Annotated in this window: 15 protein-coding genes; 5 read left to right on the top strand and 10 right to left on the bottom strand. The window is 55.8% G+C overall.

Translation table 11 applies throughout. The features are described 5' to 3' along the window. On the bottom strand, positions 1 to 287 hold a 287-nt coding region (locus BMZ35_RS10965; RefSeq protein ID WP_131814362.1), incomplete at its 3' end, for a transposase. A gap of 402 nt (positions 288 to 689) precedes the next feature. Between BMZ35_RS10965 and BMZ35_RS10960 the strand changes: the two genes are divergently transcribed. The 5 genes from BMZ35_RS10960 to BMZ35_RS10935 all read left to right on the top strand — a co-directional run bounded on the left by BMZ35_RS10960 (position 690) and on the right by BMZ35_RS10935 (position 6,402). After that, positions 690 to 1,682 (top strand): heparin lyase I family protein, encoded by a 993-nt coding sequence (locus tag BMZ35_RS10960; protein WP_093093874.1) that lies wholly within the window; start codon positions 690 to 692, stop codon positions 1,680 to 1,682. A gap of 68 nt (positions 1,683 to 1,750) precedes the next feature. Beyond that, complete coding sequence (locus BMZ35_RS10955; protein WP_131814361.1) at positions 1,751 to 2,824, top strand: adenylate/guanylate cyclase domain-containing protein; 1,074 nt, start codon at positions 1,751 to 1,753, stop codon at positions 2,822 to 2,824. A 435-nt stretch (positions 2,825 to 3,259) separates the two neighbouring features. Next, positions 3,260 to 4,392 (top strand): IS3 family transposase gene (locus BMZ35_RS10945; protein WP_093093868.1). Its coding sequence is split into 2 segments (ribosomal slippage): positions 3,260 to 3,512 and positions 3,512 to 4,392, totalling 1,134 coding nucleotides; the frame shifts between segments, so codons are not numbered across the junction. A 239-nt stretch (positions 4,393 to 4,631) separates the two neighbouring features. After that, positions 4,632 to 5,081, top strand: a complete 450-nt coding sequence (locus BMZ35_RS10940) for a hypothetical protein (protein WP_093093866.1) — start codon at positions 4,632 to 4,634, stop codon at positions 5,079 to 5,081. Continuing rightward, a complete protein-coding gene (locus BMZ35_RS10935; RefSeq protein WP_093093864.1) occupies positions 5,071 to 6,402 on the top strand; it encodes a WG repeat-containing protein in 1,332 nt (443 codons plus the stop codon). The genes BMZ35_RS10940 and BMZ35_RS10935 overlap by 11 nt, the downstream gene beginning before the upstream one ends. Before the next feature lie 755 nt (positions 6,403 to 7,157). Here BMZ35_RS10935 and BMZ35_RS10930 read toward each other — a convergent pair. From BMZ35_RS10930 to BMZ35_RS10895, 9 genes are all read right to left on the bottom strand, one after another. After that, the gene (locus BMZ35_RS10930; RefSeq protein ID WP_165610056.1) at positions 7,158 to 7,706 is read right to left on the bottom strand and encodes a hypothetical protein; all 549 of its coding nucleotides are present in this window, start codon (positions 7,704 to 7,706) and stop codon (positions 7,158 to 7,160) included. Positions 7,707 to 7,929: 223 nt separating this feature from the next. After that, entirely contained in the window at positions 7,930 to 8,232 is a 303-nt protein-coding gene (locus BMZ35_RS20900) for a hypothetical protein (protein WP_165610055.1), read from the bottom strand. Positions 8,233 to 8,645: 413 nt separating this feature from the next. Then, positions 8,646 to 9,278: a tyrosine-type recombinase/integrase gene (locus BMZ35_RS10925; RefSeq protein WP_093093860.1), complete on the bottom strand. Its 633-nt coding sequence runs from the start codon at positions 9,276 to 9,278 to the stop codon at positions 8,646 to 8,648. Between the two features lie 533 nt (positions 9,279 to 9,811). After that, the gene (locus tag BMZ35_RS10920) at positions 9,812 to 11,119 is read right to left on the bottom strand and encodes a TRAP transporter large permease (protein ID WP_093093858.1); all 1,308 of its coding nucleotides are present in this window, start codon (positions 11,117 to 11,119) and stop codon (positions 9,812 to 9,814) included. Continuing rightward, on the bottom strand, positions 11,119 to 11,619 hold the full coding sequence (locus BMZ35_RS10915) for a TRAP transporter small permease (protein ID WP_093093856.1): 501 nt from the start codon (positions 11,617 to 11,619) through the stop codon (positions 11,119 to 11,121). The genes BMZ35_RS10920 and BMZ35_RS10915 overlap by 1 nt, the downstream gene beginning before the upstream one ends. Positions 11,620 to 11,676: 57 nt before the next feature. Further along, on the bottom strand, positions 11,677 to 12,687 hold the full coding sequence (gene dctP, locus BMZ35_RS10910) for a TRAP transporter substrate-binding protein DctP (protein ID WP_093093905.1): 1,011 nt from the start codon (positions 12,685 to 12,687) through the stop codon (positions 11,677 to 11,679). 83 nt (positions 12,688 to 12,770) lie between these two features. Continuing rightward, the gene (leuD, locus tag BMZ35_RS10905) at positions 12,771 to 13,382 is read right to left on the bottom strand and encodes a 3-isopropylmalate dehydratase small subunit (protein WP_093093854.1); all 612 of its coding nucleotides are present in this window, start codon (positions 13,380 to 13,382) and stop codon (positions 12,771 to 12,773) included. Further along, a complete protein-coding gene (gene leuC, locus BMZ35_RS10900; protein WP_093093852.1) occupies positions 13,382 to 14,788 on the bottom strand; it encodes a 3-isopropylmalate dehydratase large subunit in 1,407 nt (468 codons plus the stop codon). Before leuC ends, leuD begins: the two co-directional genes overlap by 1 nt. Continuing rightward, a complete protein-coding gene (locus tag BMZ35_RS10895; protein WP_093093904.1) occupies positions 14,788 to 15,564 on the bottom strand; it encodes a GntR family transcriptional regulator in 777 nt (258 codons plus the stop codon). The genes leuC and BMZ35_RS10895 overlap by 1 nt, the downstream gene beginning before the upstream one ends. Between the last annotated feature and the right edge of the window lie 59 nt (positions 15,565 to 15,623).

The following is a 15,623-nucleotide window of genomic DNA, read 5'->3' as shown; positions in this document are numbered from 1 at the left end:
CATAGCACAGGCTGTTTATACCGCGCACAGGCGGGTCGCGGCCCGGAACGGTTTTTTAAGATGTCACGCTCCTCGGTCACGCGGGCCAGTTCCTTCTTAAGACGCCTGACCTCCGCTTCTTGGTCCGTCTGCCTTTGCGGCTTTGAGAATTGTGCCATCCAAGTGTAGAGCGATTTGGTGCTGATCCCGAGACGTTCAGCAACCTCTTTGACCGAATATCCACGCTCTGTGACCTGTGACACCGCGTCGATTTTGAACTCATCTGAGTAGCGAATTTGCCCTGGCATTTGCGTCTTCCTTTGCTTCCAAAATTACCAAGCAAAGCGTCTACAAATCTAGGGGCACCTCAAGGTGGTGGGTGTTTGGAGGTGGGTGAAAACCTCTTTGCATGCTCATCAAAACCTCTACTCACTGCAGCGGCGCGGTGCTTCATACCTGCCGTTCGCCGCTCCTGCGAACTCCGGCGGAGGGCGAATTCACGCAAAGCGGACGGAGCCGACTCCAAAGTCTACAGCCACGAGTACCGTTTTCGACACAATCATATTTGCGCGCGGGCAAGGAAACTAATGCGTAGGAAATTTCAGAGCCTGTTGCGCTTCGTGGCCGACGCCACAGTGAGGCTCGCAAGGTTTGACAAAGGCCGCGGAGTCGTCATGCTTGACCAACAAACGCCCTAAGACACTGAAAGCATGTCACACCTCCGATTTTCCACATTTTCAAGAATTATTGCATACTTGTCGCTTGTGCTTGTTTGCTTGTCACCTCAAGCAACCGCCGAAACCAACCTTCTGAAGAGCCAGAACATTAGGCAGATTCTGATTGGCCAAACGCCAGGATTTCGTTTCGGGGGGCGAAATGTCCCGAAGCAAAAGGCCCTTCGTATGGTTATGCACGAAGGTCGCCCGGCCGCCGAGATAACTATGTCAGTGTCGATGAAAGGTCACAAGGACGACTGGTACAGCAGAGGCCAAGAAGGCTACGCGCAGAGGTTTGAGTTCGGACAACACTCAAAGTCAGGGCAGCGTATTGGACGGGAAACCTGGACGCACATGCTGTTGTGGCTGCCAAACGGAACTGTTTCCCGCGAGCATACTTGGCTTTTTGATTTCAAGGACAATAGGCGCGGACAAACATTCGGACAACTGGTCGGATTAGGTCTCAGCGATGACGGGGGCGGCACTGCTCTCAAGCTGACACACCGTTTTGAAGACTACGATTGCATCGTTGGTTCCGAACGAAACGGTACCAGCAACTCGTACTGCGATTGGACTGATACAAACATTTTGCTCGGTCCTCTACGTCGGTTCACCGGCCGGTGGGTCCAGGTGGTCGTTCGGGCTGTTTGGGATGACGGTCAGAGGGGCGCTTTCGACTTTTGGATAGATGGGAAAAAGGTAGTGGGGTATCGCGGCGATACGTCGAAGAAAGCCAGCAACATTCCGTTCAAATTTGGCGTCTATCGGATCAAGCTCAATCGATACCGCAACCCAAAGGACGTACGGGCCTATTTCTCTGCTGTCGGTACTGCTCCAACATGCAAAAAACTCGGCCTTAGTAACTGCGAAGTTTACGAGTCGACGATAGGAAAGCTGGGTTACTTCAACGCGCAGCGAGTTTTCAGGCACCGTTCAAACGAGAAAAGCGACTTCATCGCTCGTGGTGGTAGGGTGATCAAGCAGTAGGACTATCAGTCAAAAGTTGAGCGCAAAAGGCAAAACTGTTCAATGAGACGATTGTAGGGATTAGGGCGTTGGAAAGACGGCTTGCTGCAATTCTTGCCACCGACATGGTGGGCTTCAGCCGCCTCATCGAACTTGATGAGGTTGGCACTCTCGCTCGCCAGAAACAACTTCGCCTCGATGTCATTGAGCCTACGATTGGCCGTCACAACGGCAAAGTAATCAAATCAACTGGCGATGGGCTAATTGTCGAGTTTGGATCGGTCGTTCAAGCCGTACAGTGTGCTGTCGAAGTTCAACAGGAACTAGTCGAGCGTGAGAGCGAGCGATCACTGGAAGAACGTATTCAATACAGAATTGCAATCCATTTGGGTGATGTGATCTCAGACGACAATGACTTGTATGGCGACGGAGTAAACATCGCAGCCCGCCTTGAAACCTTGGCGGAGCCAGGTGGAATAGTCGTCTCTGGTACTGCATATGACATGCTGAAGACACAAGTCGATGTGGGCTATCGCTCACTTGGCGAAAAGCATCTAAAAAATATGGCGAAGCCGGTTCGCGTGTATCAAGTGACCAGTGCTGAAAACGGGCCACCTAAACTCTCAAGATCAAGACGAAAACTAGCTGTCCTGACCGCGGCACTATTTGCGGCGGGTATTGTTGGGGCTGCGTGGTGGTGGAACTTACGTAATCAGGCTACAGATCACTTGGGTCCGCTCCCCACGCACACACTGATTGACATTGATGGCAGCGAACTGACGTCTGATTTTGATGGCTATTATTCCGGCGCACTCCATTGCTCGAGAGCTGGCGATGGACCTCTTGCTGATTTCGAGACGCAGGCAGGAAGGCCAATGCTCCTTCGCGTGAGAAATGGCGCTGCCACGTATCGCCTAGGTCGTTCTGAACCCATCGAAACCTATGACGGTGGCGAGCCTTTCTACGAGATCATGGAGTTTGCGATTACTGAGGCGGGCATTGTAAAGGCCGTGGGTCAGTTTCAATGGACCGAAACCCAAGTCCTCGGTGAAGTTGTACCATTTCAGCCGATCGCCTTCAGAGGAAGTGTTGACGATCAGCGGATATTCGTACGGGGTATCCGCGGCCCTAGAAGGTGCAGTCTCGAACTTTCTCGTTTTTGAGTTCCGAGAACATTTTCGCGGTCCAGTTGCTACCAATGATTTTGGTCGGTTTTAGAACGCCTGCTTCGGGCTCGATGCCGTCATCTGACTGTTTCTGTCAGGTGACCGCTGTTGGGCGCTTAGCGGTCATCCAAGGCCGTCAAAACGCGGTTTCGGGCCTGAACGTCCGCTTTTGCCGACAGCAGACATTCCCAAGATCAGGCGCGATGACCGAGTTGCGGACAAAACCGCCCTTGACATAAATCAATGCGATAGGGCGGCCCTTGGTTACGGTCATATTATGCAGTCAGATAGTAAGCTTAACGGTTTGTTAACAGTGTTCTGCATCAGTGCATGTCTGGGCACCCTAACATCCGTCACCATGGTGGGAGAGGTGGTCGCGGAAATTCGGACCATTCGTTAAGGTGGATCGCATGACGAAAGAAGTGATCCAGAATGAAGAAACGAAAGAACCATTCGCCAGAGTTCAAAGCCAAGGTTGCGCTTGAAGCGATCCGTGAGGAGCTGACGCTGGCGGAATTGTCCAAGAAATACGGAGTTCATCCGACGCAGATCGGCACTTGGAAACGTGCAGCGATAGAGAACATGTCGACAGCATTTACACGCCGAGGAGCGGCCCCAGAACAAGTGAGCGCGGCTGACGTCGACAAGCTGCATTCCAAGATTGGGCAGTTGGTCGTGGAGCGGGATTTTTTGGCCGAAGCCTCGCATCGGTTGCTCGGGACGCGAGGCAAAAAATGGTGAGCAGAGATCATAAGCTGAGCGTTCGCCGCCAGTGTGCACTTTTGACGCTGGCACGGTCCAATCTGTATTATGAGCCGAAGGGCGAGAGTGCTGAGAACCTGCGGTTCATGGAAATCATCGACAGGCAGTTTCTGGAAACGCCCTGGTATGGATCACGCCAAATGGCGCGCTTTATGCAGCGCAACACCCACAAATGCGGGCGGCATCGTGTGCGTCGCTTGATGCGTCTCATGCGGCTGGTGCCGATTTACCAGGAGCCCAACACCAGCAAGAAGCATCCACAGCACAAAATCTGGCCATATCTGCTCAGGAACGTGGCAATCGATCGCCCCAATCAGGTCTGGTGCGCTGATATTACCTATATCCCAATGCGACGTGGCTTTTTGTATCTGGTAGCGATCATGGATTGGTTCAGCCGCAAGGTCCTTGCCTGGAGACTGTCCAACAGCATGGACGCGGACTTCTGCGTTGAGGCCCTGAAAGAGGCTTTGGTCAAGCACGGTAAGCCGGAAATATTCAACACAGACCAGGGCAGCCAGTTCACCAGTGGTGCCTGGATCGACGTGCTGACGGACGCAAAAATCAAAATCAGCATGGACGGCAAAGGTGCCTGGCGCGACAACCGCATGATCGAGCGGCTGTGGCGGTCGCTGAAGTATGAATGCGTTTATCTGCATGCCTTTGAAAAAGGCTCAGTGGCGAAGGCTGGCATCGGAAAATGGCTGACCTACTACAACGCTGAGCGCCCCCACTCGACACACGGCATATTGACCCCCGATGAAGCCCATGCCAGCAAAGCAGAACCAATGAGATTAGCAGCCTGAAATGAAAACCTGATCCACCTTAACAAGGCTGAAAACTGGTCGAAAACCTAGGACCACCTCTGGGTGCCGCGTCTGGGCTCATCTTATTCATTGCCCCGATCCTGCTCGTGCCATACGCTGCATGGGGCATCTGGACGGTCGCAATGCGATCAAAGGGTCGATTTCGCTCGGTCTCTCCGACGCTTGCACTTTTTGTGACGATTGTCGGAGTTCCTGCTTGCGGATACCTGCCGTACGGCATGGCAAGTCTGGAACTGCTTCTTCGATCCGAAAGCATTCTTGACCGAGCCAACCTTGAGGTCTCACTTGTAACGCCTGATCCGTTCGGAAATTCCACCAGCGGTCCGGGCATCATCTATCATCTTGACCCGCAGGGCGAAACGCTGGCGGCCCTAAGTGGCCTCGAAGAGCATCTTATTGCGCAGGGCTGGCGCGTCGTCGCCGGTCGTGTTCCGAGCGCGCGAGGTTCGAACGTATTCGTCTTGTTCGGTCGCCAGTCGGGTCCAACTATTGATCTATACGCAAGCTGGAACAGGACGCAGCACAGCTATGAAAATATCGCGATAAGGCAGAATTTCTGGCCGTTAACTCCGCTGGTGTTCCTCTTTGCGCAGTTCGCTGCTGGAGCAATTTCGCTCGCATACGCCAGTTACGGGAAAAGAAAACAGGAGAGCGAAGATGAAGTTTAGGCCACTTGGGTTGTTGCTTCCGTGCCTTCTATTGCTTGAAGCAGCAATGCCGTCCCACGCTCAGGAAACTGCCGGATCAGGTCTGCTTTACCCAATTCTCGTGGACGGAAAGTGGGGGTTCATCTCTGAGGCAGGAGACGTCATCACACCGCCGAGTTACGACAGCCTGCAGGGCCTCCGTTTCCCCTTCCCCGGGTGTACCGACCTCAGATATGCCCCCAATGTTCTCGGCGCGGACGGACCGGTTGCTGTCGCCGTTTCCTCTGGCCACGTCGGAATGAAATGGGGCTTCGTAGGTCCTTCAGGAGAGATTGTTCCTCCTGTCTATGACATGGTCTACGGTTTCCGCGACGGGGTAGCCGCGGTATCCCGCGATGGAAAGTGGGGCTTCATCGATGCCACTGGGGCCGAGGTGATCTCGTTCAACTACGACTACGCATCAGGTTTCCGTGAAGGCGCCTCCGTCGTGATGGTCGACGGTTGGTGGGGCCTTATCGCCGACGACGGCAACTACATCGTAGAGCCGGTATACGACATCATACGCTTCCTAACGCATGGCCCGTACCTGATGTTTGAAACCAGAGGCAAGCAAGGAGTTCTGCATGCTAGTGGTGAGATGCTAGCAGATGCGCAGTTCGATCAAGTTCACGTGGTTTCGGAGGACTTGGTGAATGTCGTCGTCGAGGGAAAGGCGGGTTACTTCAACGTCGCAAGCAACGAATGGCAGATCGAGCCCAGTTTTGACGGGGCCGCTCCGTTCGGTGACGGCGTCGCCGAGGTGAGGTTAGGCAATGCAGCCGGCTTCATTGATCGGTCAGGCAATTTCACCGTGGAACCCCGTGAGCCGAACAAGCGCTTAATGTCGAACTTTGGCCAGTTTCACTTCGAAGGCGGGAAACTAAGCCCGATCAGGAAGTACATCGATGTGAAGCGTCGCCAACAGGTCGTTGGGTTGATCGATACAAGGTCCGGCGAAGTCCTAATCGAACCAGTATTTACGTCAATCGGGATGGTCTATGAGGGACGCGCTGTTTTTGAAGACGCGGGCAAGTTTGGTTACCTCGACGAGGCGGGAAATATTGCGATCCCAGCCCTGTTCAAGCAGGCCACCGACTTCTCGGGCGGCCTTGCATATGTCACCTTTGAAGATGGCTCCGGCTACATCGACCCTGAAGGCCGGATGGCCATCACATTTGACGACAAGCGGCTACGAGGAAGCCCATTCCGCCCAGATCTTGCTTTCGTCTACGGCGATGGCAGAGAGCGGTACGTCAATCAAGACGGTGTCGAAATCTATTCATTCGCTTCAGGCTGCAACTGATCCTTTGAGCTCGGCATACTTCTGACACTGACGCAATTCTCGAAAGTCGGCCTTGGGCTCTGACCCGCCCAATGCCACCGCGGCAGGTCGCTGAGTTCGGGCTGCATGAAACCGGCCGTTCGCCAAGAGCGCCAAGTTCTTGCTCTTTAGCCGTCTCTTTCGATCCGGAGACATTCGCCTATCGGTAGGCGACGTTCACGCCGGACGCCGCCAATCTTGGCTTTAGCCTTGGGTTCTGTTTTTGGGGCGCTATTGTTCGCGTTCGTTTTGAAAATGGCCCGTCTTGAGGTGGTTCCAGACCCGAAGGTTCTAATCTTTGTATCTTTGTGTGTACTATTCGGAGCGGCTTTCCTTCTCCCTCCAAGAAAAACAATTAGGTAGAAGCCCACGACTACCTAGATCGCCGCCATCTGAGCAGTAAGATAGCGACTGCAAACTTCGACCGCAGCGCTGAGCAGGGAACTCGGGATCAACCCGATAATGGTCGTGAAAGGGCGGATTCGAGAGACGGCCGAGATCGAAGAACGGTGCTGGTGGCGCTGCCTTTCAGCGTTCTCACCGAAGAAGAAGAATGATTGGGCTTTTCGGCGCCACACCTTGCTACCACTTGAAGACGGTCTTTATGATCTGCAGGCACCGCGTCCAGACGCAAGCTGGCTAGAAACACCGAATCCGGCCAATTCGTCCGACTCTCCGCTTGCCGTGGCGCTCAAACGGCTTTCTCGCAATAGCGGGAGACGTTGCTCAGACACTACCTAGAAGTTAGAGAAAACTCCGACGCATGTCAGGTTGTCAACGCGAGTGAACCGTATTTCGGGCAGAGAAATTCGCTCAGCTCCAATAATAATGTCCGGAATATTGGCGGTGTAGGCGTATCCCGTCGAGGCTTTGAGCGAGACCATGGCTACCTGCATGAAAGCAGAGTATTCGACAAATACTTGACCGTCACGAACGACATTTGGCAATCTTCCTGCGAATTCCTCGTACAATTTTACATCTACCAAATCCTCACCATCCGGTGACTTCGCAACAATAGGCATGTCTGCGAAGGAGATTTCGGTTCCGGTGGAAATGGTAAAATGCATCTTGATCGCACAAGCCCGATACCCTTGCTCTTTGAGTGGATAGCAGTTGGAGAAAACCTTCACGTACTGTCCATGGCCGAGTGGAAACTTCGCATAGGGCGTAGAATTCGTGCGAGGTAAGAACCATGCCGCTGGATCGATGATTTCAGCACCCTCCATTTGCGGCTCGTAATAGGGCCAAAGCAGAGGGATCGCGCAGATGAAGTAGCCATAGAACAAGACAAATGGTGCTGCGATGATCGCACAGATCAAGATCGCTACCTTTCTACGCCTCGTCATGTTTCTCGTACCTCCACGCACTTGGTTCGCGAAGCTTTGCACAGGTCTTCGAAACTCTCAGTGATGTCGATCAAACCTCACCGGACGATGGATGCGATCGACTGCACACCAAGCACGCCATGTGATGCCGCAGTCCTGGCACTGCAAAGTAAACCTGGTCAGATCAGCGCCGATCCAAATCGGAAATGAATTTCACAAAAAAGAGAAGCGTGCCGACCACCCAGATTGACAGCAAAACATGCATCTCGAAATCCTTCACGATGCTATGCCAGCCTCGGGGGAGATGATCTTTGGGATAGATATCCAGATGGCCGTATCTCTCTTGGAGTAAGCGGATCGCCCTGCGTTCGAGTAGCCATATCCACCCGTAAAACAGACCTGTCAGCAGACCACATACACCCAGTATGCCAAAAGCTTCATGCCATCGCGCTAGAAGAGCGAAAGGCGCGATACTTGCCAATAACATGAGGGCTAGACTACCTGTCTCCAATCCTGGCCTGTCTTCACTTAAGGTTTCGCATTTAGTTTCAGCACTTTGCTCATTTTTGCAAACGACTTGTCGCATTAACATGAAAGTGAAACAAGGCTGAGGACTCTGATGGAACAGCCTAAATTGAAGAAGCGTCATACGCACGCCCAAATTAGGTACGATTTTCGCCTTGCATCCAAAGAATGTCCTACCCGCTCAGCCGACTTTAGCCACAAGACAGGGCGCCTTGAAGCGAGCAGGCGCAGCGAAAGTCCCCTATCCGGAACTTAGCTCCCTTTCTCGTGTGATGCAGCATCCGCAACAAAGGGCTCAATCCAAACCTCTGCTGCATCAAGCGCGAAGGACTGGTTCAGATTGGCGAACGGCACATGCCGCCCGCCAACTATTCTTCAAATGTCGATTCGCTCTGCAATGCTCAACGCATCTTCGAGTTCAACACCGAGATATCGGACCGTGCTATCGATCTTCGTGTGACCAAGCAGAAGTTGTACCGCTCGAAGGTTGCCTGTCTTACGGTAAATCTCCGCTGCCTTGGTTCGTCGCAACGAATGCGTGCCGTATCCGCTCGGTTCCAGCCCGATCGCCGTGACCCAATCGCCCACGAGCCGGCCATACTGCCGCGTCGAGATATGCGGACGGTCGTGAAACCTGCTTGGGAACATGTACCGACAACCGATCATCTCCGGAGACTTGGCCCAAGCGGCAACGCAATCGCGGGTGTTTTCAGTGAGTTCAAACTGAACTGGGCGTTTGGTCTTGCTCTGGATCACCGAGACGCGTTCGCGCACCCGGTCATCCCGCACCAGGTCGGCCACCGTCAGCCCGACCAGATCGCATCCACGCAATTTGCTGTCGATGGCAACATTGAAAAGCGCAAGATCACGCAGATTGCCGGCAAGTTCCAGCCGGGCACGGATCGCCCACACCTGTTTCGGTAGCAGCGGTCGTTTCTGGCCAATAATCCGGCCCTTGTTCCAGGCTCTTCGTTTCGGGGTGACGGCGGGAAGTTGGATTCCTGGCATGGTATGCCCTCCAATCCTCCCCCCCAGGCCCAGACATCAGCACCGCGCTGACGTCTCAGTTTACAGGAATATTGAATGGCTGTTGTCCGAGCGGATGTTCTTTGTGCAATGCCGCAGGCGCATTGGGCCGGTTTGAGCCCAGAGCAACGAATGCTGCTTGTCAGTCGAATGGCCGTTTTTCGAGACTTGGTAGGCGCGAAAGGTCTTAGAGGATTTGTCAGAAGCAAGTGGAATGACGTGTCGAGTGTGAGATTAAGCGGGAGGGTGACAGTAATGACGAGTGTCGGCTCAATTCCCGAATTGGCTCGCGGCGGATCCTGGCACATGGTGGCTGGCAAGCTGAAATGGAGCGCCCCCGTTACGCTACACGACATTACGTTGAGTATTTCAGGTTTTCCTGATCCTTGCTTTGGCTGCGGCGGATTGGCTGAAACCCTGGGCCGCCATACGCGTACCGTTTTCAAATCGCAGCAGATCCGGTGGTCTCGTGTTTTCGGGGAGACACGATCTTCCGCTCCTAATGGGAGACCAAACTAAAGCGATGGCAACCAAAGAGCCAATTGCGGAAAAGCGATCAGTAGTGCCACCAAGAACAGGGAGCAGAAGATGAACGGAAAAGCCGACGTGTATATCTCACGCATGGTTGTTCCTGCGGGCGCCACCCCTTTCATCACGAACAGCAATAATCCAAAGGGCGGTGTGGTAAAACTGATCTCCAGGGAAAGCAACATGATGAGCGCGAACCAGATCGGATCAAAGCCAAGCGTCTGAGCAAGCGGAAAGAATATCGGCACCGTCAACAACATGATCGAGATCTGCTCCATGAACATGCCGAGAAGCAGCAGCACGGCGAACATCACAAGCAGCATAGCCAAAGGCGCAAGGTCAAAGCTGGTCGCCCAAGTCACAAGCCCCCGCGATGCCCCCGAGAAGGCCAGAAGCTGGCTGAACGTGGCCGAACCAAAAACGATCAGATAGGCCATGAGCGTGACCTTGAGCGCGCCGATGACCGATTTCTTCATCGCCTTCCATGTCAGACAGCGGAAAATCGCGGCCAGGATCAAAACACCCAGCGCGCCAAAGGCCGCGGCCTCGGAGGGGGTGACGAACCCCCGGATCATCAGCGCGATGATGATGACCATAACGCTGACCATCGGGATGACTTCGCGCAGCAAAAGACCCAGCTTTGATAGGAATGACATCGGTGCCACGTCATAGGCCGGGGCGGCTGTCGGGTCGATTCGGGTCTGCAGCCAGATCGTCGCAATGTAAAACCCCGCAAGGACCAATCCCGGAACAACACCGGCGATGAGAAGCGCTGCCACGTCGATCTGCGCCAGGGTTGCCAGAAGCACGGCCAGAGCCGAGGGCGGAATGATGATCGCAAGACCGCCCGTGCCAAGGATCGGGCCGATACTCATGTGAGATTTATAGCCCCGGCGGCTCATCTCTGGGACCATAAGAGAGCCCAGAAGCGCTGTTGACCCCATGGATGAGCCCGAGAGTGTGGAAAAGGCGGTGCCGCCCAGAACCGTGACATAGCTGAGCCGTCCCGGCAGGCGGCCAAGGAGTTTGTCGATCGCGGTGAACATGCGCCCGCCAAGACCCGTGTGAAAGAAGATCTCACCCATCAACAAGAATAGCGGAATGGGCATCAGTGCGTATTTTGTGAGCGCCCCAAGGCCGTTGTTCAAAAGCTGCATCACGCCGCGTTCGCCACCCATGAAGACCCATGCGCCGATGATGTTGGCCGCCAGAAAGGCCAGCGCAATTGGCATTCCGATCGCCATCAGTAGCATAATCGTTCCAAGCAGCAGGGCCAGTGCCTCGAACCATTCCATTATTCGTGTATCCCTGCTTCGCCGCTATGCATAAGCTCTCGACCAAACACAAAGCGGGAGAATTCAACAGCCATCAGTCCGAATGAAAGCGGAAAAGCGATGGTCAGAAGCCAGCGGGGATAATAATAGGCACGCGTGTCGAAATCGCCCCGCTTGATATTGGTCATCACCAGCTCAATTCCCTTCCATGTGAGAATAACGCAGATCAGCACGCAGGCGGCGGCCACGGCGCGGCTCAGAAGGCGGCGGGCGGCACCGGGCAAAGCGGCTGTCAGCAGTTCGATATGCACATGGCCTTTTTCGCGCACCAGCCATGGCGCGCCCAGCATCGTCATGTAAAGAAGGCCGTATTCAGCAGATGTGAAAAGCCATGCGAAGGGCTGGAGGCCCATGTTGCGCATCACGACAGATACAATGACAGAGACCATAATCCACACGAGCATCAGGCCGGAAACGCCGGCCAAACCGTATAGCAGCGCCTTGTACGTTGTATTGATCATTGCTTGGCTCCAAAGGAGATGCAGGCCTGCCAATCGGCAGGCCTGCATCTGGGTTTATCAATCGGCGCCGAGATCGTAGAACAGTTCGATCAGGCGATCATAGTTGCCAGTGCCGCCGGGTTGGTCTGACATGACCTCTTTCATGCGCTCCCATGTTTTTTCACGGGCCGCAGCAAGGTAGCTGGCCTTGGCTTCGCCTTCGAGCGAGACAACTTTCATGCCAGCCGCATCAAGCGCGGCAAAGTCTTCATCACGCTTGGCGCGAAGGGCTTCAACGCTGTCTTTCTCATGCTGGATGGCCACCTCCTGAAGGATTTTCTTGGCATCATCCGAGAGCGAATTCCATTTTTCGTTGTTCACGATCACGCCAAGGTCGGTCGAGAAGAAACACGGCTCGATACGGTAGTTGAGGAACTCGTTCCACTTGAGATCAATGAGGCCAATCTGCGTCCAGCCTGTCGCATCCACAACGCCACGCTGGAGCGCGGAGTAAACCTCGCCTGTGGGCAGATCGATCACTTGCGCGCCGAGATAGTTGGTGAAGAATGCGTTGTAGACGTTGTTGCCGCGCAGTTTGAGGCCCTCGACCTCAAGATTGCCTGCCGCATCGAATTTCGGCTCGTTGCGTGTCCAGAGGTTGTAGCAGACGCCGCTGTCGAACCAGCCAAGGTACTTTAGGCCCATCTTTTCTTGATGGATCTGGTCGATCAGGGCAATGCCGCCATTGGCGCGTGTCTCGACGGCCGTCAGGTTCGATGCGACCATCGCATCTTTTTCAGGCAGCGCTCCGCCATAGAACGAGCCGGGCGTGTAAACCATATCCACGATACCGTCGCGTACGGCATCGGGTTGTTGGAACATGCCGATAGCCTCGGGGCCACCGCGCACATCGATCTGGATCACGCCTTTGCCTGCCTCGTTGACCTTGTCGACAAAGCTCAGAAAGCTTTTTGTGTAGATCAGCGTTTCGGGGAAGGCATGTACCGCCGAGATGGTCTCTTCTGCCTTGAGTGTGCCCGCAACGAGCGTGGCCCCTGCAAGCAGGCTTCCCAGTAGTTTCATCTTCATCTTGTCGTCCTCCACTAAGTGGGGCCTGTGCCCCGTTTGTCTGGCCTTCTTCAGGCCGTGGCTGCCGCGTCTTGCGGCCGTTTTCAATCCGCCGCTGCGGGCCATGCCCAGGCTGCGGTTTGACTGCGGATGTGTTTGAACGCGGTGATGGCCGCGTCATGGTTGCGCGTGAGATCAATGTCATCCCAGCCGTTGATGAGCTTTGTCGCCCAGCTGTCATCAAGCGCGAAGCCGACCTGAAGAGTGCCAAGCGTGAGACTGCGGGCATCTATGTCAATGGTGACTTCTTGCGGGCCCTTTGACAGTGCTGCATCGAGCGCGGCGTAGCTTTCTTCATCAATCTTGGCGGGCAACAGGCTGTTGTTGACGGCGTTGGAGGCAAAGATATCGCCAAAGCCGGGCGCGATGACCGCGCGGATACCCGCATCGACAAGCGCATAAACCGCGGCCTCACGCGAAGATCCGCTGCCGAAATTGCGCCCTGCAAGGATCACGCTTGCCTTCGGGTGGACATTAAGCGGGAAATCCGCGCGAAGCGCTCCGGTTTTATCGCGGCGCATATCGTGCATCAGGTAAGACCCGTAGCCCTCGCCCCGCCGCACGGACATGAAGCGCGCCGGGATCAGCTGATCGGTGTCGATATTCGCAACCGGCAGGCCAAGCATCTTGCCCTTGTGTGTGCGCCACCCTGTCATCAGGCCACCCTTCCTTCAAGAAGCGGGCGGACATCGGTGAGAACACCTGTCACGGCAGCGGCGGCAACCATGACCGGGCTCATAAGATGCGTGCGTGCGCCGCGGCCCTGGCGGCCTTTGAAATTACGATTGGTGGAAGAGGCGCAGCGCTTGCCCGCGCCCAAAAGATCGCCGTTCATGCCTACGCACATGGAACAGCCAGAGGCGACCCAGTCGAGGCCTGCCTCGGTAAAGATCCGGTCAAGCCCCTCGGCTTCGGCCTGCGCCTTGACCTGTGTCGAACCGGGCGAGATCAGCCCCGGCACCTTGGCCTTGCGCCCCCGAAGCACAGCGGCCGCGGCTCGCAAATCTTCGATCCGGCCATTTGTGCAAGAGCCGATAAAGACGTGATCCACAGGCGTGCCTTCAATCATCTCTCCGGCCTTCAGCCCCATGTAATCCAGCGCCGCCCGCGCGGCTTCGACCTTTTCGGAAGGCACGTCAGCAGGATCGGGGATGGCCGCACTGATAGGTATCGCCTGTTCGGGGCTTGTGCCCCACGTGACGGTGGGGGAAATCTCGGCAGCGTCGAGCGTGACCTCGCGATCAAAGGATGCCCCCTTGTCGCTTGCAAGAGATGCCCAATCGGCGCAGGCCGCCTCCCAATCTGCGCCTTTGGGCGCAAAACGGCGACCTTCGAGATAGGCGAACGTTGTCTCGTCCGGCGCCACCATCCCCAAACGTGCACCGCCTTCAATCGACAGGTTGCATAGCGTCATGCGGCCTTCCATCGAAAGATCCCGGACCGCGCTACCGGCGTATTCGACCGCATGGCCCTGCGCGCCGTCCGTGCCCAGCTTGGCGATCCAGCCAAGCGCGAGATCCTTGGCAGTGACGCCGGCGCCAAGCGCGCCTTCGATGGTAATGCGCATGGATTTGGGCTTGCGCTGCCAGACCGTTTGCGTGGCCAGAACATGGGCCACCTCGGTCGCGCCAATTCCAAAGGCCAGCGCGCCAAATGCCCCATGGGTGGATGTGTGGCTATCACCGCAGTTTATCAGCAGGCCAGGCAGCGTGAGACCTTCTTCCGGCCCCAGAACATGCACGATGCCTTGATACGGATCAGTAAGATCATAGAGCCGCAAGCCATGCGTGTTGGCATTGCTGCGCAGAGTGTCGATCATCCGCGCGATCTGGGGGTCGGCGATCCTTGAGCGGCCCCGCGTTGGCGCGTAATGATCGACCACTGCGAAGGTGAGCGAAGGTTCGGCCACGGGCAGGCCACGCTCGCTGATCTTGGCGAAAGCGTGATGCGAGCCCTCATGCACCAGATGCCGATCGACCCAGAGCAGAGAAACGCCATCTTCGCGCTGCAGCACCTCATGCGCGGCCCAAAGCTTGTCGAGCATGGTCTGCAGGGCGCGCATCAGCCCTCTCCCTCGCTCTGACCAATCGTGGGCTCCCAATGGCGAGCCGCGCCTTGGCCGACGCGGGTAAGCGGCATTTCAAGGCGGAACATATCCGGGCGGTAAAGCCCCGAGAGATATTCAACGCCATTGCCGTCGATGTCGCGAACGACACGGCGCAGCGAAAGAAGCGCCGAGCCGACATCGACCTCAAGCGCCTCGGCCACATCCGGGCCCGCGAGCGTGGCGCTCACCGATTGATGCGCCTCTTCGATCTGCACGCCGCTACGTTCCAAAAGTTTGAACAGCGGCTTCGTGGCAAGGTCATTCTCGGAATAGTTCTGCGCGATCTGGGCCGGCACGTAGGTTGTGAGATGAGAAAACGGCACATGCCCCGTCAGGCGCACGCGCGTGGCGATCTGGACCTTGCTTTCGCCCCCAAGCCGCATAGCAGAGGCCACGAAATCAGGCGCGCGGCCATACGAAAACGACAAGAGCCGTGCTGTGGTTTTCTCGCCCATCTCGACCAACTGTGGCATCAGCGTATTGAAATCCATCGCGGCGGGCTGGCCGCTGGCGTTGCGCGCGCGCACCTTGGTTCCGCTGCCTGCGCGCCGCTCAATCAAACCACCTTGGGCCAGCGCATCAAGTGCGCGGCGCACTGTGACACGGCTTACCCCAAAGGATTCGGCAAGCTTTTGTTCGCCAGGCAAAGTCTCACCATCGCGCAAAACACCACCGGTGATCTGATCACTCAAAGAAAGGTAAACGCGCTGCGCCTTAACCCCCTCTGGCAGTATTTGCACAGCTTCAGCCCGCACCTGTGATTCCCCCGTATTCCTGATTGAAGGGTAGA

Source organism: Shimia aestuarii (assembly GCF_900114635.1).
Classification (GTDB): domain Bacteria; phylum Pseudomonadota; class Alphaproteobacteria; order Rhodobacterales; family Rhodobacteraceae; genus Shimia; species Shimia aestuarii.
Note: the sequence above shows the minus strand (reverse complement) of the source record. Positions and strands in the feature narration are given on the sequence as shown.

Excerpts from the sequence above, each read along its gene's own strand:
- BMZ35_RS10960 (WP_093093874.1), top strand. The coding sequence starts at position 690 with ATGTCACACCTCCGATTTTCCACATTTTCAAGAATTATTGCATACTTG.
- BMZ35_RS10940 (WP_093093866.1), top strand. The coding sequence starts at position 4,632 with ATGGCAAGTCTGGAACTGCTTCTTCGATCCGAAAGCATTCTTGACCGA.
- BMZ35_RS10935 (WP_093093864.1), top strand. The coding sequence starts at position 5,071 with ATGAAGTTTAGGCCACTTGGGTTGTTGCTTCCGTGCCTTCTATTGCTT.
- leuC (WP_093093852.1), bottom strand. The coding sequence starts at position 14,788 with ATGCGCGCCCTGCAGACCATGCTCGACAAGCTTTGGGCCGCGCATGAG.
- BMZ35_RS10925 (WP_093093860.1), bottom strand. The coding sequence starts at position 9,278 with ATGCCAGGAATCCAACTTCCCGCCGTCACCCCGAAACGAAGAGCCTGG.
- leuD (WP_093093854.1), bottom strand. The coding sequence starts at position 13,382 with ATGACAGGGTGGCGCACACACAAGGGCAAGATGCTTGGCCTGCCGGTT.
- BMZ35_RS10915 (WP_093093856.1), bottom strand. The coding sequence starts at position 11,619 with ATGATCAATACAACGTACAAGGCGCTGCTATACGGTTTGGCCGGCGTT.
- BMZ35_RS10920 (WP_093093858.1), bottom strand. The coding sequence starts at position 11,119 with ATGGAATGGTTCGAGGCACTGGCCCTGCTGCTTGGAACGATTATGCTA.
- dctP (WP_093093905.1), bottom strand. The coding sequence starts at position 12,687 with ATGAAGATGAAACTACTGGGAAGCCTGCTTGCAGGGGCCACGCTCGTT.
- BMZ35_RS20900 (WP_165610055.1), bottom strand. The coding sequence starts at position 8,232 with ATGTTATTGGCAAGTATCGCGCCTTTCGCTCTTCTAGCGCGATGGCAT.